18 protein-coding genes are annotated in these 22,467 nt (G+C 67.6%); 13 read left to right on the top strand and 5 right to left on the bottom strand.

Annotated features, from left to right (window positions below; all coding sequences use genetic code 11):
* Positions 1-85: 85 nt before the first annotated feature.
* The 3 genes from HH212_RS00850 to HH212_RS00840 form a co-directional block, all read right to left on the bottom strand.
* Entirely contained in the window at positions 86-3,271 is a 3,186-nt protein-coding gene (locus HH212_RS00850) for a S8 family peptidase (RefSeq protein ID WP_169433664.1), read from the bottom strand.
* A gap of 263 nt (positions 3,272-3,534) precedes the next feature.
* Positions 3,535-6,681, bottom strand: coding sequence for a S8 family peptidase (locus HH212_RS00845; RefSeq protein ID WP_169433663.1), 3,147 nt, complete (start codon positions 6,679-6,681; stop codon positions 3,535-3,537).
* Positions 6,682-6,715: 34 nt separating this feature from the next.
* A complete protein-coding gene (locus HH212_RS00840) occupies positions 6,716-7,498 on the bottom strand; it encodes an NF038120 family PEP-CTERM protein (RefSeq protein ID WP_169433662.1) in 783 nt (260 codons plus the stop codon).
* Positions 7,499-7,881: 383 nt separating this feature from the next.
* Between HH212_RS00840 and gspG the strand changes: the two genes are divergently transcribed.
* The 11 genes from gspG to HH212_RS00785 are packed head-to-tail and all read left to right on the top strand — an operon-like array spanning position 7,882 to position 17,990.
* Complete coding sequence (gene gspG / locus HH212_RS00835) at positions 7,882-8,322, top strand: type II secretion system major pseudopilin GspG (protein WP_229217497.1); 441 nt, start codon at positions 7,882-7,884, stop codon at positions 8,320-8,322.
* A 57-nt stretch (positions 8,323-8,379) separates the two neighbouring features.
* Complete coding sequence (locus tag HH212_RS00830; protein ID WP_169433661.1) at positions 8,380-9,567, top strand: type II secretion system F family protein; 1,188 nt, start codon at positions 8,380-8,382, stop codon at positions 9,565-9,567.
* Entirely contained in the window at positions 9,564-11,297 is a 1,734-nt protein-coding gene (locus HH212_RS00825; RefSeq protein ID WP_229217496.1) for a GspE/PulE family protein, read from the top strand. The genes HH212_RS00830 and HH212_RS00825 overlap by 4 nt, the downstream gene beginning before the upstream one ends.
* Entirely contained in the window at positions 11,290-12,126 is an 837-nt protein-coding gene (locus tag HH212_RS00820) for a hypothetical protein (protein ID WP_229217495.1), read from the top strand. Before HH212_RS00825 ends, HH212_RS00820 begins: the two co-directional genes overlap by 8 nt.
* Positions 12,123-12,674: a PilN domain-containing protein gene (locus HH212_RS00815; protein ID WP_169433660.1), complete on the top strand. Its 552-nt coding sequence runs from the start codon at positions 12,123-12,125 to the stop codon at positions 12,672-12,674. Before HH212_RS00820 ends, HH212_RS00815 begins: the two co-directional genes overlap by 4 nt.
* On the top strand, positions 12,671-13,294 hold the full coding sequence (locus HH212_RS00810; RefSeq protein ID WP_169433659.1) for a hypothetical protein: 624 nt from the start codon (positions 12,671-12,673) through the stop codon (positions 13,292-13,294). Before HH212_RS00815 ends, HH212_RS00810 begins: the two co-directional genes overlap by 4 nt.
* Positions 13,291-13,989 (top strand): hypothetical protein, encoded by a 699-nt coding sequence (locus HH212_RS00805; protein ID WP_169433658.1) that lies wholly within the window; start codon positions 13,291-13,293, stop codon positions 13,987-13,989. The genes HH212_RS00810 and HH212_RS00805 overlap by 4 nt, the downstream gene beginning before the upstream one ends.
* Positions 13,986-16,220, top strand: coding sequence for a secretin GspD/PilQ domain-containing protein (locus HH212_RS00800; RefSeq protein ID WP_229217494.1), 2,235 nt, complete (start codon positions 13,986-13,988; stop codon positions 16,218-16,220). The genes HH212_RS00805 and HH212_RS00800 overlap by 4 nt, the downstream gene beginning before the upstream one ends.
* Positions 16,210-16,764, top strand: coding sequence for a type II secretion system protein (locus HH212_RS00795; RefSeq protein WP_229217493.1), 555 nt, complete (start codon positions 16,210-16,212; stop codon positions 16,762-16,764). Before HH212_RS00800 ends, HH212_RS00795 begins: the two co-directional genes overlap by 11 nt.
* A 2-nt stretch (positions 16,765-16,766) precedes the next feature.
* The gene (locus HH212_RS00790) at positions 16,767-17,174 is read left to right on the top strand and encodes a type II secretion system protein (RefSeq protein WP_169433657.1); all 408 of its coding nucleotides are present in this window, start codon (positions 16,767-16,769) and stop codon (positions 17,172-17,174) included.
* Positions 17,175-17,990 carry a type II secretion system protein gene (locus HH212_RS00785; protein WP_211172434.1) on the top strand — a complete coding sequence of 272 codons (816 nt, stop codon included), beginning with the start codon at positions 17,175-17,177 and terminating at the stop codon, positions 17,988-17,990.
* 3 nt (positions 17,991-17,993) lie between these two features.
* On the opposite strand, the gene murJ is transcribed toward HH212_RS00785, so the two are convergent.
* The gene (murJ, locus tag HH212_RS00780; RefSeq protein ID WP_169433656.1) at positions 17,994-19,538 is read right to left on the bottom strand and encodes a murein biosynthesis integral membrane protein MurJ; all 1,545 of its coding nucleotides are present in this window, start codon (positions 19,536-19,538) and stop codon (positions 17,994-17,996) included.
* A 229-nt stretch (positions 19,539-19,767) separates the two neighbouring features.
* On the opposite strand from murJ, the gene rpsT reads away from it, so the two are divergent.
* Positions 19,768-20,034, top strand: coding sequence for a 30S ribosomal protein S20 (rpsT, locus tag HH212_RS00775; protein WP_169433655.1), 267 nt, complete (start codon positions 19,768-19,770; stop codon positions 20,032-20,034).
* A gap of 183 nt (positions 20,035-20,217) precedes the next feature.
* On the opposite strand, the gene HH212_RS00770 is transcribed toward rpsT, so the two are convergent.
* Complete coding sequence (locus tag HH212_RS00770; protein WP_169433654.1) at positions 20,218-20,796, bottom strand: pseudouridine synthase; 579 nt, start codon at positions 20,794-20,796, stop codon at positions 20,218-20,220.
* A 271-nt stretch (positions 20,797-21,067) separates the two neighbouring features.
* On the opposite strand from HH212_RS00770, the gene icd reads away from it, so the two are divergent.
* A complete protein-coding gene (gene icd / locus HH212_RS00765) occupies positions 21,068-22,321 on the top strand; it encodes an NADP-dependent isocitrate dehydrogenase (RefSeq protein WP_169433653.1) in 1,254 nt (417 codons plus the stop codon).
* The last annotated feature ends 146 nt before the right edge of the window (positions 22,322-22,467 follow it).

Below are 22,467 nucleotides of genomic sequence, written 5' to 3'. Positions count from 1 at the left end.
ACAACGAGGCAGGATCGGCAAGCGGAGCGGCGGCATAGGCCCAAGCATGGCACGCGGGACTGGAATGGTGCCGGGTCCCCTGGGATCAAGGGGCGGCCGGTTCCGGGTCGGGCTCCGGTGCCGGCTCGGCGGCCATATCCAGGCGTCCTGGCCGCGTTACCGGTTCCACTGCCGGAACGGGGTTGTTCGTCTCGACCAGCACCTTGGTGATAGCGGCGGCCGCGCCAGAGGCGTCGAGCATCTGGATCGCACCAGCGTAGCGTTTGCCGGCTTCCAGCCCTGACCAGCTCACGCCTAACGAAGCCGTGCTTCCTTTATATACCTGGGATGGTGCGACTGCCCTGAAGTTGCCGTTACGATCGCCTGCGCCGACGATCGCCGATGACAGTGCATATTCGGTCGTGCTGCCGTTGGCGCTGGCATAACCGATCACACACACGGAATACGTTCCAGCCGTAGGTGTAGCTAGGTCGGCAAGTTCATTGGCGCCATTGTTGCTCGAATAGGCCACCAGGCTGCCTGCGCTGTTCAACACTGCCAAGTCGAGGTCGTCGATACCGTTGCCGGCGCCGGTATCGCGGTCGCTCAATTCGAAGCGCGCCAGTAGGGTACCGCTCGGAATCGCGACCTGAGTTACCCGGACACCACGGGCGCGAGCGCGGCATGCTGTTTGTGCTTGGGTAATGCTGTCGACCGAATGCAGCGGCGCCTGAACGACACTGTCGGCGGTTTTGACGATTTCCTTCAGGCCGCCGTAGACAACTCCCATCTTGCCGGCAAATCCCGTCAGGACGCTGACGATACGGGTGGCCGCCGCCCGATTGGCAGTGACCAGTTCCGGGGCGCTGATCGACTTGCCGGCACGCGCCGTGATCGGGCTGCGCACCACGTGGGTGCCGTCGCTCCAGATCAGCTTGCCAAACTGCCAGACGTTGGTGGCAGCGCTGGTTTGGGTCAGCGTCACGTCGAACGATTTGGTTTCACTGGGCGCGATATCGAGGGTAGCCGGGGATACCACGGCATCAAAGCCCGGTACGGCAACTTGCGCAGTATAGGTGGCGGCTGCGGCGCCGACGTTGGTGACGCGGCGTGTGACGGTGACCGCGCCAATGATGTTGGCGGCCGAAATGGAGGGCAGGTTCAAACCGAGACCCATCAAAGAGCCGTCGGCGCAATTGGTGGACACGGCGAGTCCGCACAAGTATCTCTTGTAATCGGCCGGGGCGATATCGTACACCAGGCCGGGATCGGCGGCGCCGTTCGGGTTGATCTGGCCGGCGCCCTGGCCGAACGGCAGGATGCCGCGGGTGTCGCCGGAGGCGATGGTGTCGGGGTAGGTGTCGGTGGCGCTGGTCATTAGGGCCGACTTGATCATCGCCGGGTTCCAGGCCGGGTGTTCCTGGTGCAGCAGGGCGGCGATCCCGGCCACGTGCGGGGTGGCCATCGAGGTGCCTTGGTACGACGCCCACGCCGCCGGCGGCGTCCAGATGCCGTCGACGATGCCGGCGCGCTGCTGCTGGGTCAGCAACGGCACCGCTCCGGCGATGATGTCTACGCCCGGTGCCGCCAGATCCGGCTTGAGCACGCTGGCGTCGTAGCGGTTCGGGCCGCGTGCCGAAAAACCGGCCACCACCGGCGCCGGCGTGGCCGACGCGCCGATGACGAACTTGCCGATCGATGCCATGGCACCGGATTGGCTCGCATAAGTTTTGATTTTGGCGCCGTCGGCGGCGCTGACGTGCACGGTGGGCACCGCATGCGCTTCCGCTACTGGGCCAGCGCCGTTGTCGATTTCCACCATGCCCACGCCGCCGGCCTCGTACACGGCCAAACTCTTGTCAGTGTTGGAATTGGTACCGCGCGTGCAGGTGACGATCTTGCCTGCCACCTTGACAGGGTCCAATACCGCTCGCCCGTTGTTGGTCGCCTTGCTGAAGCACAGCGACACCAGCGTGGCACTGGCGCTGGACAAGCCCGCACGCTCGGCGCTGACCAGTGGTGCGCTCGGCAGGACGACCTGGTTCAGCGAGGCGCCGGTGTACCTGGCGCCGTTGGCCAGTGTCACTTCGGCTTGAAATGCGCGGTTGTGAGTGGCGGCTGCCACGGTCGCTACCCATGGACTGGGATGGCCCACGCTGTTGGAGGGACCATTGTTGCCGCCCGACGCCGCCACGAACACGCCCGCGTTGGCCGCATGCAGGAAGGCCTGTTCGACCGGATCCGTGAGCGAGGTGCTGCCGCTGATCGAAAAGTTGATCACGTTGACACCGTCGAGCACCGCTTTTTCGATCGCGGCGACGCTGTCGCCGCTGAAGCAGCCGTTCCTGCTGCCGCTGGTTTCCGTCGCGGCGTTGTAGGTCCAGCATACCTTGTAGGCAGCGATGCGCGCGCGCGGCGCCATGCCGGAGGCCAGGCCCAGGTTGACGCCATTGACGACGGCGTCCACGCCGCTGTTGCCGCCGGCGGTGCTGGCCGTATGGGTGCCGTGGCCGCCATTGACGGCGTCGCCGCCGATCGAGTCGCGTGGCGACCGGAATTCGCTCCAGTGCGCGCTGTACTGCGTCAGCGCGCGGAAGGCGCTGTCGAAATACTGGGCGCCGATCAGCTTGTTGTTGCAATTGGCGGCAGTGAAACCCTCGCCGCTTTGGCAACTGCCTTTCCAGGACGCCGGCGGACTGTCGTAGGCGATGGCGGCGCCGCTGTCGAAGGTCGGCCTGCCGTTGGAATCGATGCGGTCGGCGAAGGCGGGATTCTCCGGCCAGACGCCGCCGTCGATCACCCCGATGACGACGTTCTCGCCGGCGCCGGCCTTGCCGCCCAGCTGGTTCCATAGGCCCTCATCTTTTTCCAGCCCCAGGAAGCGCGTGGTGTAGGTAGTGTCCATCTGGCGTGGCGTGTCGGCCGACACCGAGGCCACGTCGCTGCGCACCATCAACTGGCGCGCCTCGTCGTCGGTCAGCATGGCGGTGAAACCGTTGAGTACCACGCTGTAGTTGTACAGGATGGGTGCGTTCGCCACTGCGGCCTGCACGGTCGACTGCTTTTGCGCCAAGTAGCTACTGTAGGCGTTCACGTCCTGGGACGCCAGATCGAGGCGCTGGCCGGGAAGCGGCTGGGTGGCGGCCATGCCGCCAACGCCGCCGTTGTAGGATGCCACCGGCTTATCGGCGAGCTGGACGATGTACGGACGGCGCAGATCGTTGGCATTGGCACCGGCGGCCAGGCTGCACAGTGCCAGCATGACGGCTGCGGACAGGGGACGTAATGTCATTGTTGCTTTTCTCTCTTGATGAATTTTTCCTAAATAGTAGTTCTTGGAAGATTGCAACTTAATTCCAAGTTGAAACATATTATATTAATTTATTTAATAAAAATAATAATTTTTTAACTAACACTCGGTTTACATGATGTTGAACACCGACCAAATGGCATGCCTATAAAAAACGCGGCGAGGATGTCCGAGACATCCTCGTCGCGTCGATCAGAAAAGCCGCAAATGGCGTCGCTGGATGCAGGTCATGGCCTGCCGGTGGCTTAGCGCCCGCTGTCGGGACGCTTGGCGCGCTCGACCGGTTCGGCAACCGGTACCGGATTGTTGGTTTCGACCAGTACTTCAGTGGTGGCGGCAACCGTGCCGGTATTGTCGAGCAGCTCGATGAGGCCTGCATAACGCTTGCCTGCCGCCAAGCCGGACCAGCTCGCGGTGATGGAAGCGGCGCTGCCGGGGTAGACGGTGGCCGGCATCATCACCCTGAAATTGCCTAGGCGGTCAGTTGCGTTCACCACTGCCGACGACAAGGCATAACTGGTGGAATTGCCGTTCGCGGCCGCGTAGCCGATCACGCAGACCGAATAATTGCCTGCCGCCGGCGCGGTCAGTTCGACCAGTTCGTTGGCGCCGGCGTGACCCGAGTAGCCGACCAGAGTGCCGCTGCTGTCCAACACGGCCAAGTCGAGGTCGTCGTCGCCGCTGCCGCTGCCGGTATCGCGGTCGAACAGTTCGAAGCGCGCCAGCAGGCTGCCGTTGGGAATTGCCAATGACGTCGTACGGGTGCCGGCGATACCGTTCTTGCAAGCCGCCTGGATCTGGGCAGTGGTATCGACCGTGCCGCTTGCCGCTTGGGCCACGCTGTCGGCCGCTTTGGTGATTTCCTTCAAGCCGCCATAGATCGATGTCATCTTGCCCGAGAAGCCGGTGCTGACGCTGATGGCGCGGGACGAGGTAGCGCGATCGCTGGTGAGCATCGCCGGTGCGGCGATCGGCTTGCTGGCGCGGGCCGTGATCGGGCTGCGTACCACGTGCGTGCCGTCGCTCCAGGTCAGCTTGCCGAACTGCCAGACGTTGGTAGCGGCGCTGGTGCGGGTCAGCGTCACGGTGAACGACTTGGTCTGGTTCGGGGCCACGGTCAGGCTAGCCGGCGAGACGACGGCAGTGAAGCCCGGTACCGAGATCGACGCATTGTAGGTCGCGGCACTGGCGCCGACATTGGTCACGCTGCGCGTCACGGTGACCGCGCCCAGGATGCTGCCGACCGAGATCGATGGCAGATTCAGGTTATAACTCTGCAAACTGCCGGCCGCGCAATCGGTGGAGGCCGCCAGGCCGCACATGTACTTCTTGTAGTCGGCCGGGGCGATGTCGTACACCAGGCCCGGATCGGCGGCGCCGTTCGGGTTGATCTGGCCGGCGCCCTGGCCGAACGGCAGGATGCCGCGGGTGTCGCCGGAAGCGATGGTGTCGGCGTAGGTGTCGGTGGCGCTGGTCATCAGGGCCGACTTGATCATCGCCGGGCTCCAGGTCGGGTGTTCCTGGCGCAGCAGCGCGGCGATGCCGGCCACGTGCGGGCTGGCCATCGAGGTGCCCTGGTACGAAGCCCAGGCCGACGGCGGCGTGAAGGTGCCGTTGATGATGTTGGCGCGCTGGTCCTGGGTCAGGCCCGGGGTGACGGCGGCGATGATGTCCACGCCCGGCGCGGCGACGTCCGGCTTGAGCACGTTGCCGTCGTAGCGATTCGGGCCGCGCGACGAGAAGCTGGCGATCACCGGGGCCGGGGTGGCCGAGCTGCCGATGATGAACTTGGTGATCGACGCCGAGGCGTTCGACTGGGCGGCGTAGGCCTTGATGGCGGCGCCGTTGGCCGCGCTCACGTGCACGGTCGGCACCGAGTGGACTTCGGCCACCAGGCCGGCGCCATTGTCGATCTCGACCATGCCGACGCCGCCGGCCTCGTACACGGCCAGGCTCTTGTCGACGCGGGCGTTGGTGCCGCGCGTGCAGGTGACGATCTTGCCGGCCACCTTGGCCGGGTCCAGCACCGCCACGCCGTTGTTCGAGGCCTTGCTGTAGCACAGCGAGACCAGGGTGGCGTTGGCGCCCGCCACGGCAGCCTGCTCGGCGGTGATCATCGGCGCGTTCGGCAGCGGGGTGGTGTTGAGCGAGGCGCCGGTGTACTTGGCGCCGTTGGCCAGCACCACGTCGGCCTGGAATTCGCGGTTGTGGGTCGATGCTGCCACGGTCGACAGCCACGGGCTGATGTGGGCCACACTGTTGGACGGGCCGTCGTTGCCGGCCGAGGCTGCGACGAACACGCCGGCATTGGCAGCGTGCAAAAAGGCCTGTTCGACCGGGTCGGTCACCGAGGTGCCGCCGCTGATCGAGAAGTTGATCACGTTGACGCCGTCGACCACCGCCTTTTCGATTGCGGCCACGCTGTCGCCGGTGAAGCAGCTGTTCTTGCCGCCGGTCGCCTCGGCCGGCGCGTTGTAGGTCCAGCACACTTTGTAGGCGGCGATGCGCGCGCGCGGGGCCATGCCGGATGCGGCGCCCATGTCGATGCCGTTCAGGTAAGCCTCGGCGCCGTTGTTGCCGCCGGCAGTGCTGGCGGTGTGGGTGCCGTGGCCGCCGTTGCCGACGCTGCCGCCGATCGAGTCGCGCGGCGAGCGGAATTCGCTCCAGTGGGCACTGTACTGCGGCAGCGAGCGGAAGGTGGTGTCGAAGTACTGGGCGCCGATCAGCTTGTTGTTGCAGTTGGCGATGGTGAAGCCTTCGCCGGTCTGGCACACGCCTTTCCAGGTCGACGGCGGGCTGTCGTAGGCGATGGTGCCGCCATTGTCGAAAGTCGGCTTGCCGTTGCTGTCGACGCGGTCGGCGAACGACGGGCTTTCCGGCCAGATGCCGCCGTCGACCACGCCGATCACGATGTTCTCGCCGGCGCGCGCCTTGCCGCCCAGCTGGCTCCACAGGCCGCCATCCTTTTCCAGGCCCAGGAATTTGGTGGTGTAGGTGGTGTCCATCTGGCGCGGGGTGTCGGCCGAGATGGTGGCGACGTCGCCGCGCGCCTTCAACTGCAGGACTTCGTCGTCGGTCAGCATGGCGGCGAAGCCGTTCAGCACCACGCTGTAGTTGTACAGGATGGGCGCGTTCGGGACTGCGGCCTGCACTGTGGACTGCTTCTGCACCAAGTAGGTGTTGTAGATGCTCACGTCCTGCGACGCGAGGTCGAGGCGCTGGCCCGGGGCCGGCTGGGTGGCGGACAGGCCGTTCACACCGCCGTTGTAGGAGGCGACCGGCTTGTCGACCAGTTGCACGATGTAAGGACGGCGCAGGTCGTCCGCGCTGGCGTTGAGGGCAAGGCTGGACAGCACGAACAGGACGGCGGCAGACAGGGGACGCAATTTCATTGTCGTTTCTTTCTCTCTCGGTTGACGCGGACGTTCAAGTTTTGCGGCGGGTACGGGCGGCCAGACCGATCAGGCCAAGACCGAGCAGCAGGGCGCTGCTCGGCTCCGGGACTTCGCTGGCGTCGGCCAGCACGATGTTGTCGATACCGAATTGGCCACGGTCGGTCTGGAATGCCTGGCAGCTGCCATCCGCGCGGCAGGCATAGCCGAAGATCGCCACTTCGACGAATTGCAAGCTCGAGAACGCGGCGCTCGGAGCGAAGCGTCCGAAAGAAAAATTGTTGGTGCCGCTAGTCAGGCCCGACAACTGATAAGTTTCATAACTGGAGCTGCCGTCGGCCATGAAGCCCTGTACGAGCAATAGTCCGGGGATTGCCGGGTAGCTGAGGCCATCGGGGTTTTCCGATGTGGCGGCACTGCCCAGGAAGCCAGCGTCGAAACCCTTGATGCTGAAAGAACCGCCATTGGTGGCGACGATATCCAAGTAGCTGTCGTTGAGCGCCTGATAGTAAGTGCTGATATCGCCAGCCAGGCATGTGTTGCCCAAACAATTGTTGGCGCTGTCGCTACCATCGGCAAACAGCCCGACGGCGACGTCCGACGTCGAGCCGGGAACGTTGGAAAAGAATCCGATTTCATACCCGGCTTGTTGGACCGCGTCTCCATGACCGGTGGGACCAAATGCGCCTTCGAAGGTGATCACGCCGGCCTGTGCCGGCGCTGCCAGCGCGGCGCCGGCGACCAGGGCGCCGCCGACCAGGGCGCGCAGGGAGCCACGGAGTCCGTCCGGGCGCAGTTGGGTTGTTTTCCGCTTCATTGCTTGGCCTTATGCTTATCGTTATCGTTACAAAGACAATCAAAAAAAATTAACTTGATTCCAAGTTGTAATGAAATATATCAATTAATGCATTGAAAGTATTCTTTTTTTTAACAAGCAATATTTTTTTCTTGCCGTTGTTTTCCGTACAGAAGTTGGTAATTCAAAGAAAAATATCCTATTTGCATGGTTTGCAGAGCGGGGCGCTCTTTTGTCCCAAGCCAAGCCTGAGGCCGGCATGGAATGCGAGAGTGCGGCTTGGCACCGACATCCGCATAAAAAAATTGTGGCCGCGTCAATCGCGTGGTAGCCTTCTGGCGCTGCTTTACCAGTAAGCAATAACTTAGGAGTATGCTTTGATGGTCCGAGGGTCGAAGAGGGGCGTGCGCCGGGATGTGCACCGCGAAGTTCGCCATGCAGGCAGCGCCGGTTTCACGCTGCTGGAACTGCTGGTGGTGATCGTCATCATCGGCTTGCTGGCCGCCTATGTCGGCCCCAAGTATTTTTCGCAACTCGGTAAATCCGAAGTGACGGTGGCGCGCGCCCAGATCGAGGCGTTCGAGAAGTCGCTGGATACCTACCGCCTCGACGTCGGCCGTTATCCGACCACCGAGGAAAGCCTGAACGCGCTGATGACGGCGCCGCCGAGCGCCGGCGCCAAGTGGAACGGCCCGTACCTCAAGAAGGGGGTGCCGCCGGACCCGTGGGGCCACCCGTACCAGTACCGCGCGCCGGGCACCAAGGGCGAATACGAGATCGTCTCGCTCGGCAAGGACGGCCAGCCGGGCGGCACCGGCGACAACGCCGACATCAGTTCGCAGTAATTATTTATATTCTTTACGCCGTATCATTCCGTTCTCCTTCCTTCCGGTTTCCCCGTGATGCAGTTTGCGGTACGCACCCTCGCCCCCGACATGAGCATCGCCAGCATGCTGGTCGATGCCCTCGACGAGGCGGACGCGCGGCGCCAGGTCGAGGCGCGCGGACTCTATGTCAGCGCGATCGAACCGGCGCGCGCCCCCGGATTGGGCCGGCGCCGCGGTGCCAGGCTGCCGCTGGTGCTGTTCAGCCAGGAATTACTGGCGCTGCTGACCGCCGGCCTCGGCATCGTCGAGGGCCTGGAGGCGCTGCTGGAAAAGGAAGCCGCGCCGGCCACGCGCGGCGTGCTGGAGCGGCTGCTGGCCGGCCTGCGCGAAGGCAAGCGCTTTTCCGGCGTGCTGGCCATGCAGCCGGACCAGTTCCCGCCGCTGTATGTCGGCATCGTGCGCGCCGCCGAAGGCACCAGCGACCTGCCGCGCGCGCTGGAGCGCTACATCGACTACCAGCAGCGCATCGACACCGTGCGCGCCAAGATCGTCAGCGCCTCGATCTATCCGCTGATCCTGCTGGGCGTCGGCGGCGGCGTGTCGCTGTTCCTGATGTCGTACGTGGTGCCGCGCTTCGCCGAGGTCTACCAGGGCGCCGGGCGCGAGCTGCCGCTGATGTCGCGCCTGATGCTCGACTGGGGCCAGTTCGCGTCCAGCCACACCGCCGCGCTGCTGCTCGGGGTGGCCGGCGTGGCGGGCGGCATCGCCTGGGGCGTGCGGCGCGCCCTGCGCCGCGGCGGCGTGGCGCGCCTGCTGGCGCGCCTGCCCGGCATCGGCGAGCGCGCCCGCATCTATGAATTGTCGCGCCTGTACCTGACGCTGGGGATGCTCAGCGAAGGCGGCATCACCATCGTCGCCGCCATCGACACCGTGCAGGGCATGGTCTCGCCGCTGGTCGCCGCCGGCCTGCGCGCGGCGCGCGCCGCGATCGAGTCCGGCCGTCCGCTGTCGGACGCGTTCGAGGCCAACGGCCTGACCACGCCGATCTCGCTGCGCATGCTGCGCGTGGGCGAGCGCACCGGAGAAATGGGGCCGATGCTGAGCCGCTCGGCCGCCTTCTACGACGGCGAGATCGGGCGCTGGATCGACCGTTTTACCCGAACCTTCGAGCCGCTGCTGATGGCGGCCATCGGCCTGGTGGTCGGCGCCATCGTGGTGCTGCTCTACATGCCGATCTTCGACCTTGCCGGAGACATGTCTTGAACGCCCCGCATTCCGCCATCGACGCCGCCGCGCAACCCGGGACGGCGGCCTTCGACGCCGCCCTGCTGGCCCAGGCGCGCCAGCGCAGCCGCCAGTCGCAGCGCTCGCTGGTCGAGGAGCTGCAGGCCTTGTCCGGCCTGGAGGCGCGCCAGATCGTGCGTGCGCTGGCCCAGCCGTTCGGCCTGGACGTGATGGAAACGGCCGAGATGTTCGGCCAGCAGCCGGCCTTCGACCTGCTGCCGCTGGCGCAGGCGCTGGCGCGCCACTGCGTGCTGCTGCGCGAAGGCCCAGGTGCCGGCGGACGCCTGACCGGCGTGATCGCCGACCCGTTCGACCTCGACCTGCAGACCTGGCTGCAGGCGCGCGCCGGCGCCACCGCCGCGGCGCCGCTGCACCTGCGCCTGGCGCTGGCCGGCGACATCCAGGCCTACCTCGGCAAGCACGAGGAATCGGCGCGCGCGGTCGATACGCTGGGCGGCGACAGCGGCGAAGCGCGGCGCGACGGCAAGAGCGCCACCGTCCTGTCCTTCGCCAGCGTGTCCGAGGCGGCCAGCCCGGCGGTCAAGGTGGTCAATTCCACGCTGTACGACGCCTTGAAAGCCGGCGCATCGGATATCCACCTGGAGAGCACCGCCGGCGGGCTGGCGGTCAAGTACCGGGTCGACGGCGTACTCGACCACGCCGCCTCGGTCGGCGGCATCGAGCTGGCCGAGCACGTCATCTCGCGCCTGAAGGTACTGGCCGAACTCGACATCGCCGAACGCCGGGTGCCGCAGGACGGCAGCTTCCGGGTCGAGGCGGGCGGGCGCGACATCGACCTGCGCGTGTCGATCATGCCCTCGATCCACGGCGAGGACGCGGTCATCCGTATCCTCGACAAGCGCGCCATGATCGAGGCCTACGGCGCGCTGACGCTGGAAGCGCTCGGCTTCGACGCGCCGTCGCTGGTGACGCTGCGCCACCTGGCCCAGGAAGCCTACGGTATGCTGCTGGTGACCGGCCCCACCGGTTCCGGCAAGACCACCACGCTGTACGCCGCGCTCACCGAGATCCACAACGGGCGCGAAAAGATCATCACCATCGAGGACCCGGTCGAATACCAGCTGCCCGGCATCCTGCAGATCCCGGTCAACGAAAAGAAGGGCCTCACCTTCGCCAAGGGCCTGCGCTCGATCCTTCGCCACGACCCGGACAAGATCATGGTCGGCGAGATCCGCGACCGCGAGACCGCCGAGATCGCGGTGCAGTCGGCGCTGACCGGCCACCTGGTGCTGACCACGGTGCACGCCAACAACGTGTTCGACGTGTTCGGGCGCTTCAGCCACATGGGTATCGACCCGTACGCCTTCGTGTCGGCGCTGAACGGCATCTGGGCCCAGCGCCTGATCCGCACCAATTGCCCGCACTGCGCGGCGCGCTATGTCCCGGACGACGCCGAGCTGGCCTCGGCGCACCTGCAGCGCGAGGAAGTCGCGGACTACCTGTTCATGCGCGGCATCGGCTGCGGCGATTGCCGCGGCACCGGCTACAAGGGGCGCCGCTCGATCGCCGAGATCCTGACGCTGAACGACGAGATCCGCGAACTGATCGTCGACAAGCAGCCGATCCGCCGCATCAAGGCCGCCGCCGCCGCCAACGGCACCCGCAGCCTGCGCCTGGCCGCGCTCGACCTGGTCAAGCGCGGCGCCACCACCATCGAGGAAATCCGGAGGGTCACGCTGCATGCCTAGTCTGCTCACGCCTTCCTGGCTGGCGCCGTGGCTCGGGCAGGGGCTGCGCATCGGCATCGCCCCCGACGGCCTGGCGCTGGTGCGCACCGGCATCTGGCGCCACGAGCGCGCGCTGCTGCTGGGCCAGGTGCGCGCCGGCGGCGCCGACGCCGCCGCGGTGGGCACGGCGCTGGCCATGCTGCTGGGCGAGCATGCCGTCGCCGGGGCGGCGGTGACGGTGGTGCTGTCCGACGAGCTGGTGCGCCTGTGGCAGGTGGCGCCGCCGCAGGGCGCCGTCCGCATGGCCGACCTGGAAGGCGCGGCGGCGCTGCGCTTCCAGGCGCTGTTTGGCGGCGCCGCGTCCGACTGGCGCATCCGCGCCGACTGGAGCGCCAGCCAGCCGTTCCTGGCCTCGGCGGTGCCGGTGGCGCTGCTGGATGCGCTCAAGGCGGCGGCGCGCGCCTACCGCTTCCACCTGGTCGAGATCGTGCCGCAGTTCGTGGCGACCCTGAACCAGTTCCGCAAGCAGCGCCGGCCCGGCGCCTGGTTCGGCCTGGTGCACGGCGGCGTGCTGAGCGTGGCCGCCTACGACGGCAAGCGCCTGGCGGCGGTGCGCACCACGCCGATCCCGCCCGGCGCCGACCGCGACTGGCTGGAGGGCCACGTGGCGCGCGAGGCGTTGCGCGTCGGCCTGGGCCGGCCCGAGCGCCTGCAGGTGTGCGGCCCGGCACCGCGCGGCTGGGCCAGCAGCATCGGACGCCTGAAATTCGCCTGCACGCTGTTCGAGGACGAGACCGATCCGCTGTGGCCGGATAGCGCGCGCCTGGCGCTGGCGGGGAGGGCGCCGTGAGGAAGGTGCGCATCGATTTCGCCCCGCCCAGCCTGCGCCGCGCCATCCTGCGCGCACCGCGCGAAGCCTGGCTGCTGCTGCTGGCGCTGTTCATCATGTGCGGGCCGCTGCTGACCGCCGTCACGAAATACCGCAAGGGACTGGACGAGCGGGCGCGCCTGCAGGCGGCCACCGAGGTGCACGTGCGCCAGGCCGCCGCCGGCACGGCGCCGGCACCGTCGCGCGCGCCGCTGCCGGCGGCCCAGGCCGCGGCCGTCAACGCCGCGGTGCTGCAACTGAACCTGCCGTGGCGCGGCCTGCACGACGCGGTGCAGTCGGCGACCCCGGCCAACATCGCGTTGCTGGCGCTGGAGCCGGACGCGAAAAAGAGCGCATTGCGCATCACGGCGGAAGCGAAGAGCAGCGACGACATGATCGCCTACGTCGCCCGCCTGCAGCAGGAAGACTGGTTCAAGGCCGTGGCCCTGGTGCGCCACGAAATCAACGAGCAGGACCCGAACCGCCCGATCCGCTTCCAGATCGACGCCCGGTGGCAGGCGGCGCCATGACCCAATCTACCCTGGCGGCGCTGCCGCTGCGCCTGCGCCTGTGGCTGGCGCGCATGGCGCCGCTGTCGCTGGCGGCGCTGCTGGCGATCGTGCCGTGCGCCGCGGCGCTGGCATGGGTCACGCTGGCGCAGCTCGGGCTGGAGCGCGACCTGGAGCAGGCGCGCGCGCGCGTGGCTGCGCGCCGGGCGCAGGCCGAGGCGCCGGCACGGCCGGCCGCTGTCGCGGCAAGCGCCGCCACGGCGCCGGTTGCCGCTGCGCCGGCCGACAACCTCGACCTGTTCTACGGCACGCTGGGCCAGCGCCGCCACGCCGAGCAGCAGGTCAAGACCCTGTTCGCCCTGGCCGCGAAGAATGGCCTGGTGCTGAGCCAGGGCGAATACAAGAGTGCGTGGGACAAGAATGCGCGCGTGCATACCTACCAGGTCAACCTGCCGGTGAAGGGCAGCTATGCCGCGATCTGGGAGTTCGCGCTGGCGTCCCTGCGCGCGATCCCCTTCGCTGCGCTCGACGACATCAGCTTCAAGCGCGACAGCATCGCCGACGCGGCGGTCGAGGCCAGGCTGCGCCTGACCCTGTACCTGGGCGAATCCGACGCCGTGGCCCGGGAGGGCGCGCCATGAAGCCGGCGCTGAACCTGGCGCTCAAGCCGCGCCACCTGGCGCTCGGCGCCGCCCTGGCCGCGGCGGCGGCGCTGGTGCTGTTCGGCGACCGCAACCCGGACGGCGACGTGGCCGAGGCGGTGGAGCGGCCGGCGGCGGCGCGCACGGACCTGCGCGCCGCTGCGCGGTCGGATGGCGCCGCGCCCGGCGTGTCGGCGCCGGCCGTGGCCGGGGGCGACGCGGCGCTCGTGCCCGCGGCCAGGCCGCCATCCGCCGCCGCCGGCACGGACGGCGCTGCAACCGTCGGCGCCGCCGATGCGCACGGCGCCGCCGCGGCCGGCCAGCCGATCCTGGCGCTGGTCCCCCGCGAGATCCTGATCGGCGACAGCGAGGGCCGTTTCGGCCAGGCGCAGAATGGGGCGCCGTTCGGCAGCCGGAACTGGACGCCGCCGCCGCCGCCCGCGCCGCCGAGCGCGCCGCCGCCGCCCCCGCCGCCGCCCACCGCGCCGCCGCTGCCGTTCACATTCATCGGCAAGTCGGTGGGCGAGGGCGTGATCGAGGTCTACCTGGCGCGCGGCGACCGTACCTTCACGGCGCGCGCCGACACGGTCATCGACGGCACCTATCGCGTGGATGCGATCGCGCCGCCGGTCCTGACCCTGACTTACCTGCCGCTGAACCAGGTTCAGCAGCTCAATATTGGAGTATTCGAGTGACCGCTCATCCGTTCTTTTCGCGCCTGCGGCCGCTTGCCCGCCTGCCCGTGGCGCCGGCGGCCCTGGCGCTGCTGCTGTCCGGCTGCGCCGCCCAGCAGGCCTACCGCGAAGGCAACGAGCTGGTGGCCCAGGACAAGGTCGAGGCCAGCCTGGTCAAGTACCAGCAAGCGGTGGCGGCCGACCCGGACAACGTCACCTATAAAGCGGCCTGGCTGCGCGCGCGCGACGGCGCCACCAACCGCCTGCTGAGCCAGGCGGACCGCGAACTGGCCGAAGGCAAGGCCGCGCTGGCGCTGCAGGATTACGGGCGCGTGCTGGCCATCGATCCGCTCAACGACCGCGGCCGCGCCGGCGTGCGCCAGGTCGACGCCGAGCGCCGCCACGCGGCGCTGCTGGACGAGGCGCGCGCCGCCCTCGAGCGCAAGGACGTCGAGACCGCGCGCGCCAGGGTGGGCGCGGTGCTGACCGAACGCCCGACCCACGACGGCGCGCGCCTGCTGCTGGCGGAGATCAACGAGAAGGGCGCCAATGCGCCGGCCGAGGCGGCGCTGTCGAACGCCTTCCGCACCCCGATCAGCCTGGAGTTCCGCGACGCGCCCATCAAGCAGATCTTCGAGGTCATCGCGCGCCACTCCGGCTTGAACTTCCTGTTCGACAAGGACGTCAAGACCGACCAGCGCGCCTCGATCTTCCTGAAGAACAGCACGGTCGAGGCGGCCGTCTACTACCTCCTGATGAGCAACCAGCTGGAACGCCAGGTCATGGACGGGAATACCGTGCTGATCTACCCGAACGTGGCGGCCAAGCAGAAGGAATACCAGGAGATGACGGTCAGGACCTTCTACCTGGCCAACGCGGACGCCAAGGCGGTGGCCAATACCCTCAAGACCATCCTCAAGTCGCGCGACGTGGTGGTCGACGAGAAGCTGAACCTGGTGATCCTGCGCGACAGCCCGGAAGCGGTGAAGCTGGCGGCGCAGCTGGTGGCGCTGCAGGACGTGGCCGAGCCGGAAGTCATGCTCGACGTCGAAGTGATGGAAGTGCAGCGCGGGCGCCTGCTCGACCTGGGCGTCGACTGGCCGACCAGCCTGTCGTTCGCGCCGCTGATCGGCAACGCCGGCGTGCTGACGGTCGACCAGCTGCGCGATTTTAATAGCGGCAACATCGGCGTTTCCGGCATCTCGGCGGTGGCCAGGGCCAGGAAGACCGACAGCGATTCGAACACGCTGGCCAACCCGCGCATCCGCGTGCGCAACAAGGAAAAGGCGAAGGTCGTCATCGGCGACAAGCTGCCGACCATCACCACCACGATCTCGTCGGGCGTGGGCGGCTTCGCCTCGGAATCGGTGAACTACGTCGACGTCGGCCTGACCCTGAACGTGGAGCCGACCATCTACCTGAACAACGAGGTCGGCATCCGCATCTCGCTCGAGGTCAGCAACCTGATCGACACCGTCACCACCAAGAGCGGCACCACCGCCTACCGCATCGGCACGCGCTCGGCCACCACCATGCTGCAATTGAAGGATGGCGAGAATCAGGTGCTGGCCGGCCTGATCAAGAACGAGGACCGCAACAGCGGCACCCACCTGCCGGTGCTGGGCGACGTGCCGCTGCTGGGCCGCCTGTTCGGCAGCGCGCAGAATTCGCGCGACAAGACCGAGGTGGTGCTGTCCATCACGCCGCACCTGGTGCGCAACATCCAGCGGCCGGCGGCGACCGTGTCCGAATTCAGCGCCGGTACCGAGGCCAGCTTCCGCCGCCGTCCGGACGGCGCGCTGCGCCTGCCGGCGGTGCTGCCGGGCGCGCGCTTGGTGCCGGGGCAGACGGCGCAGCTGCCGGCGGCTTCGCTGCCGGCACCGGCCAGCGCCGACCGCAGCGCCGACCGCGCCGGCGGCGCGCCGCAGCCGCAGGTGCAGTATCCGCAGCAGGGCGCGGTGCCGGCCCAGGCGCCGGGACAGCCGCAAGTCCAGCCGCAAGTGCAAGTCCAGCCGCAAGTGCAGGGCCAGGCGCCGGTGCAGGGCCAGCCGCAGGTGCAGATCCAGGTGCAGCCGCAGGCCCAGGTCCAGGCGCCGGGCGGCATGGTGCCGGCCACCAGCGTGACGGTCGGCGGCCCGCCGCCGGCGGCCCCGCCATCGGTGCCGGTGACCGCGCTGCCGGCGGCGCCGGCGGTGCAGGTGAATCCGATCCCGTCGCCCACCGTCACGCCGGTGACGCCGAATGCACGCTGATGCGTCCATCGGCGCCGGCATGCCGGGGCGCGTGACGCCGCACGCACGCCGTGCGTGCGGTGCCGCCCTTGCGCGCCGCGTGCGCGGCTTCACCCTGATCGAGCTGCTGGTCACGCTGGCGATCCTGGCGCTGCTGGGCGCGCTGGCCGCGCCGGTGGGCCAGACCGTGATCCAGCGCCGCCACGAGGCGGAGCTGCGCGCGGCGCTGCGCGAGATCCGCGGCGCCATTGACGCCTACAAAAAGGCCGGCGACGAAGGCCGTATCGCCAGGGCGGTCGGCGCCAGCGGTTATCCGGCCAGGCTGGAACTGCTGGTCGACGGCGTGGTCGACCTGCGCAGTCCGAAGAAAGCCAAGATGTATTTTCTGCGGCGCCTGCCGCGCGACCCGTTCAACGGCGACGCCGCGCTGGACGACGCCCAGACCTGGGGCAAGCGCAGCTACGCCAGCGAGGCCAACGAACCCAAGGAAGGCGACGACGTGTACGACGTGGTGTCGACATCCGGCAAGGTCGGCCTGAACGGCATTCCCTACAGCCGGTGGTGAACATGCGGACGACGAAACCGGCGGCTTGCCGACCCGCGCGCACGCGCAGGGGCTTCACGCTGATCGAACTGCTGGTGGTGCTGGGCATCGTGGCGCTGCTGCTGACGCTGGCGGTGCCGCGCTTCTTCCCGAGCGTGGATGCCGCCAAGGAAACGGTGTTGATGGACAACCTGCGCACCACGCGCGCGGTGATCGACCAGTTCTACGCCGACACCGGGCGCTATCCGGAATCGCTGGAGCAGCTGGTCGAGAAAAAATACCTGGCGGCGCTGCCGGTCGACCCGGTCGCCGACAGCGATGCGAGCTGGGTCATCGTGCCGCCGGAAGATGCGACCCAGGGCGCGGTCTACAACATCCGCAGCGGCGCCGAGGGCAAGGGCCGCAACGGCAAGCCGTACGCCGAGTGGTGAATGGGGCATTTGTCCACGCCCCCGCGCCAGGCCGGGTTCACCTACGTCGGCCTGATGGTGCTGGTGGCGATCATCGGCCTGGTCGGCGCCGCCGCGCTCAAGGCCGACACGCTGCTGCGCCGCGCCGCCGCCGAGCGTGAACTGCTGGAGATCGGCGCCGCCTTCGGCGAGGCGCTGCGCAGCTATGCCGAAGCCACGCCGCGCGGCCAGCCGCAGCAGCCGCCGACGCTGCAGGAACTCCTGAAGGACCCGCGCTTTCCCGGCGTGCGGCGCCACCTGCGCAAGATCTTCGTCGACCCGGTCACCGGGCGCGCGGAGTGGGGCATCGTGTATGCCGCCGGCGAGCGCGGCGTGCTGGCCGTGTACAGCCTGTCGCGCGCCAGGCCGCTGAAGGTGGCCAACTTCGACGCGCGCTTTCCCAATTTCGAGAACAAGGAACGCCTGTCGGACTGGAAGTTCGCCGCCACCGGGCAGGGCGTGACGCAGATGCAGGCGCCGCAGCCGAACGCGGCGCAGCCGGACGGCATGCCGTCCGGCGCTCAGCAGCCCGGACAGCAGCCGGCATCGCTGTTCCCGAACCAGGGCGCGCCGGGCCAGGCGGCACCCACGCAGGCGCTGCCGCCGCCATCCCCGGCCGACCCGCCACCGCCCGCGCCCGCCGACGCCGCGCCCGCGCCGCCGGTGGACAATGCCGGCGAGGCCAGGGACGAGCGCACCACGCCGGTCGAGCCGCCCGAGAAGACCGCACAGGACGAGCGCGACGAGAACGATGAGAAACCGGCGCCGCGGCCGGCGTCCGCGACGTCGGAGCGCTGAATCTTATTTGGCGCGCCGCATGAAATCGCGCGGCCGGAACCCCAGGCCGGCCAGCACCGCGAAATACACCGCGCCGCTGCCGGCGATCACCAGCAGCAGGGCGCCGATGCGCAGGACCGGATGCGCGCGCATGCCGGTCCAGTCGAACTGGGCCTGGCCGAACCAGGCTACCCCGCCCATCACCGCCACTGCCGCCACCACCTTCAGGAAAAAGGCCAGCCAGCCGGCATGCGGCGTATAGATGCCGCGCCGGCGCAGGCCGGTGTACAAAAAGGCGGCATTGATGCAGGCGCCCAGGCCGATCGACAGCGCCAGGCCGGCCACGCCCAGCAGCGGCACGAACACCAGGTTCATCAGCTGGGTCGCCACCAGCACGCCGACGGCGATGCGCACCGGCGTACGGATGTCCTGGCGCGCATAAAACGCCGGCGCCAGGATCTTGATCAGGATGATGCCGAGCAGGCCGGCGGCGTAGGCCATCAGCGGCGCGGTGGCGGCGGCCACGGCATCGGCCCTGAAGGCGCCGTAGTTGAACAGGGCGGCGATCAGCGGCGTGGACAGGGCCGCCAGGCCGACCGCGGCCGGCAGCGCCAGCAGGAAGGTCAGGCGCAGGCCCCAGTCGAGCAGGGCGGAGTACTCGGCGCTGTCGCCTTCGGTGTTCGCCTTGGACAGGCTGGGCAGGAGGATGGTGCCGAGCGCCACGCCCAGCATGCCGGTCGGGAATTCCATCAGGCGGTCGGCGTATTGCAGCACCGAGACGCTGCCCGCGCCCAGGCGCGAGGCGATGTTGGTGTTGATGAGCAGGCTGATCTGCGCGGCCGAGACCGCGAACACGGCCGGTCCCATCTTGCGCAGGATGCGCCGCACGCCGGGATCGTGCAGGCCGGCCAGCGGATTGAGCGACAGGCGCGGCAGCATGCCGATGCGCTGCAGCGCCGGAATCTGCCAGGCCACCTGCAGCAGGCCACCGACGCACACCGCCACCGCCATCGCATAGATCGGCACGTCGAAGTACTTGACCATGAACAGCGAAAAGAAGATCGACGACAGGTTCCACAGCACCGGGGTGAAGGCCGGGATCTTGAATTCGCGCCAGGTGTTCAGCACGCCGCCCGCCATCACCACGAAGGACATGCAGACGATGTACGGGAACATCAGGCGCGTCATGACGATGCCCGCATCCAGCGCATCGCCCTGCAGGCCGCCGGCGATCACCGCCAGGATCAGCGGCGCGCCGACGATGCCGGCCACGCTGACCGCCAGCGTCGCCCAGACCAGCACGTTGGTCACGTGGTCGACCAGGGTCTTGGTGGCCTCCGGTCCTTGCTGGCTCTTGTATTCGGCGATGATCGGCACGAAGGCCTGCGAGAACGCGCCTTCGCCGAACAGCCGGCGCAGCAGGTTGGGCAAACGGAAGGCAATGGCGAAGGCGTCGGTGTACGGCGACGCGCCGAAGGCGCGCGCGAACAGGGATTCGCGCAATAGGCCGGTGATGCGCGATACCATCGTCATGCTGGAGATGGCCGCCAGGGTCTTGAGCAGGTTCATAGCCCGCGATTATAGCTGGGCAACAGCGCATGGAAGCCGCATGGAAACCGATTTTCGCGTGGCATGGGCGTCGATGATGGAAATGGGATTTGCCGTACGGTGAAACCTTCGCTATAATCGAAGGCTGTATTGAATTTAGTTAGCAGACACTAATGTTTGGCGGCACTGATTGGGCCGGTTCGAGACGCTAATGTTTGCAGACGCAACTTGACCCCGATTAGGAACTTCCATGGCAAATACCGCACAGGCGCGCAAGCGCGCTCGTCAAGCAGTTAAGCAAAACGCACACAACTCGGCTCAGCGTTCGACCCTGCGCACCGCAATCAAGGCTGTCCGCAAGGCCATCCAGGCTGGCGACAAGGCCGCTGCAACCACCATCTTCCAGCAATCCGTGTCGACCATCGACAGCATCGCTGACAAGAAAATCATCCACAAGAACAAGGCCGCTCGCCACAAGAGCCGCCTGGCTGCCGCCATCAAGGGCCTGTCGGCTTAATTGCCCGGCTGCGCGGCCCAGGCCGCGCCCTTGATTGGATACAACCCGCCCGACCACCGGTCCGGCGGGTTTTTCGTTTTTGGCCCGGTAAATCCAGTAGGTCAATAGCTCTCGGTAATTCGGGGTCAGAGCACAATCACATTGTGCTCTGACCCCGAATTTTTCACTTCGAATTTTTCTTCGTCAGCGCCTGGCGCCGAGCGCGGCGGCCGGCACTTCCATCCATTCGCCCGGCATCAGCGGATGGGCCGCCAGCGAGAACGGGCCGATGCTGGAGCGCACCAGGCGCAGCGTCGGCAGGCCGACCGCGGCCGTCATGCGCCGCACCTGGCGGTTCTTGCCTTCGCCGAGCGTCATGGCGATCCAGCTGGTGGGCTTGTCCTGGCGCGTGCGGATCGGCGGGTTGCGCGGCCACAGCCAGTCCGGCTCGGCGATGCGCACGGCGCGGCAGGGCCGGGTGACGAAGTCGCCGAGGTCGAGCGGCGCCTGCAGGCGTGCCAGCGCGGCGGGATCGGCCACGCCCTCGACCTGCACCAGGTAGGTCTTGGCTTCCTTGTGGTCCGGGTGCGCGATTTGGTGCTGCAGGCGGCCGTCGTCGGTGAGCAGCATCAGCCCCTCGCTGTCGGCATCCAGGCGGCCGGCGGGATAGATGTTCGGAATGTCGAGATAATCGGCCAGCGAAGCGCTGCCGGGCCGGCGCTCGTCGTCGCGCGAAAACTGGCACAGCACCTGGAATGGCTTGTTGAATAGGATCAGTGGCATGAAGAACGGGCGGGGCAGGGTGGGGTATCGCCTGCCGGCTGCATCGTCGCGAAAACGTGGCGCCTGGCGGCAAGCTGGTGCATAATTTGCTGCGCTTATCTTGTATCTTATATAAGACCGTTAGGCCGGGAGCACGGATGCAAGCGCGTTCACGCGGGCTCATGTGCAAGTCCCATAACGAAAATTTATAATACAGGCCATATTGTAATCCAGATCGCATGCCGTCCCGGCCGCCGCCCCGGCCTGCCTGCGTCCCCATTCGGAGAGCCAGATGTACCAACATATCCAAGTCCCCGCTGAAGGGCAAAAGATCACGGTGAATGCCGACTGCACGCTGAACGTGCCGGCGCAGCCGATCATCCCGTACATCCGCGGCGACGGTACCGGCGCCGACATCACGCCGGTCATGCTGAAGGTGGTCGACGCGGCGGTGGCCAAGGCCTACGGCGGCGCGCGCCGCATCCACTGGATGGAAATCTTTGCCGGCGAGAAGTCGACCGCCCTGTATGGCCCGGACGTCTGGCTGCCCGACGAGACGCTGCAAGCCGTCAAGGAATACGTTCTTTCGATCAAGGGGCCGCTGACGACGCCGGTCGGCGGCGGCATCCGCTCGCTCAACGTGGCCCTGCGCCAGAAGCTCGACCTGTACGTGTGCCTGCGCCCGGTGCGCTACTTCGCCGGCGTGCCGTCGCCGCTGCGCGAGCCGGAAAAGACCAACATGGTGATCTTCCGCGAGAACTCGGAAGACATCTATGCCGGCATCGAGTGGGCCGGCGGCTCGCCGGAAGCGAAGAAGCTGATCGATTTCCTGGTGAACGAGATGGGCGCCAACAAGATCCGCTTCCCCGAGACGTCCGCGATCGGCGTCAAGCCGGTCTCTCGCGAAGGCACCGAGCGCCTGGTGCGCAAGGCGATCCAGTACGCGATCGACAATGACAAGCCTTCGGTGACGCTGGTCCACAAGGGCAACATCATGAAGTTCACCGAGGGCGGCTTCCGCGACTGGGGCTACGCGCTGGCGCAGCGCGAGTTCGGCGCCGAACTGGTCGACGGCGGCCCATGGTGCAAGCTCAGGAATCCGAAGACCGGGCGCGACATCATGATCAAGGACGTGATTGCCGATGCCTTTTTGCAGCAGATCCTGCTGCGTCCGGCGGAATACAGCGTGATCGCCACGCTGAACCTGAACGGCGACTACATGTCGGACGCGCTGGCGGCCCAGGTCGGCGGCATCGGTATCGCGCCGGGCGCCAACATGTCGGATTCGGTGGCGATGTTCGAAGCCACCCACGGCACCTCGCCCAAGTACGCCGGCAAGGACTATGTCAACCCGGGTTCGCTGATCCTGTCGGCGGAAATGATGCTGCGCCACATGGGCTGGCTGGAAGCCGCCGACCTGATCATCGGTGCGATGGAAAAGGCGATCCGCGCCAAGCGCGTCACCTACGATTTCGCGCGCCTGATGGAAGACGCGACCCAGGTGTCGTGCTCGGGCTTCGGCGAGGCGATGATCGACCAGATGTGAGCGGTGGGCGGCGGCGTGCCGGGAGGGCACCGTCGCCGCGGATGGCGGCCCACACGGTGACGAGCGACGGGTGACGAGCGACGGGCGTCGAGCGACGGGCGGCGTTTCCGGAACAGCCTGATGTCGGCGCAGGGAGCGAGGACGGG

This window comes from Massilia forsythiae, assembly GCF_012849555.1.
GTDB classification, from domain to species: domain Bacteria; phylum Pseudomonadota; class Gammaproteobacteria; order Burkholderiales; family Burkholderiaceae_D; genus Telluria; species Telluria forsythiae.
Note: the sequence above shows the minus strand (reverse complement) of the source record. Positions and strands in the feature narration are given on the sequence as shown.

Bases quoted from the DNA above. Each gene is read 5' to 3' on its own strand.
- HH212_RS00830 (WP_169433661.1), top strand. From the start codon at position 8,380: ATGCAGTTTGCGGTACGCACCCTCGCCCCCGACATGAGCATCGCCAGC.
- HH212_RS00850 (WP_169433664.1), bottom strand. From the start codon at position 3,271: ATGACATTACGTCCCCTGTCCGCAGCCGTCATGCTGGCACTGTGCAGC.
- HH212_RS00820 (WP_229217495.1), top strand. From the start codon at position 11,290: ATGCCTAGTCTGCTCACGCCTTCCTGGCTGGCGCCGTGGCTCGGGCAG.
- HH212_RS00770 (WP_169433654.1), bottom strand. From the start codon at position 20,796: ATGCCACTGATCCTATTCAACAAGCCATTCCAGGTGCTGTGCCAGTTT.
- murJ (WP_169433656.1), bottom strand. From the start codon at position 19,538: ATGAACCTGCTCAAGACCCTGGCGGCCATCTCCAGCATGACGATGGTA.
- HH212_RS00810 (WP_169433659.1), top strand. From the start codon at position 12,671: ATGACCCAATCTACCCTGGCGGCGCTGCCGCTGCGCCTGCGCCTGTGG.
- HH212_RS00785 (WP_211172434.1), top strand. From the start codon at position 17,175: ATGGGGCATTTGTCCACGCCCCCGCGCCAGGCCGGGTTCACCTACGTC.
- HH212_RS00805 (WP_169433658.1), top strand. From the start codon at position 13,291: ATGAAGCCGGCGCTGAACCTGGCGCTCAAGCCGCGCCACCTGGCGCTC.
- icd (WP_169433653.1), top strand. From the start codon at position 21,068: ATGTACCAACATATCCAAGTCCCCGCTGAAGGGCAAAAGATCACGGTG.
- rpsT (WP_169433655.1), top strand. From the start codon at position 19,768: ATGGCAAATACCGCACAGGCGCGCAAGCGCGCTCGTCAAGCAGTTAAG.
- HH212_RS00845 (WP_169433663.1), bottom strand. From the start codon at position 6,681: ATGAAATTGCGTCCCCTGTCTGCCGCCGTCCTGTTCGTGCTGTCCAGC.
- HH212_RS00790 (WP_169433657.1), top strand. From the start codon at position 16,767: ATGCGGACGACGAAACCGGCGGCTTGCCGACCCGCGCGCACGCGCAGG.
- HH212_RS00795 (WP_229217493.1), top strand. From the start codon at position 16,210: ATGCACGCTGATGCGTCCATCGGCGCCGGCATGCCGGGGCGCGTGACG.
- HH212_RS00840 (WP_169433662.1), bottom strand. From the start codon at position 7,498: ATGAAGCGGAAAACAACCCAACTGCGCCCGGACGGACTCCGTGGCTCC.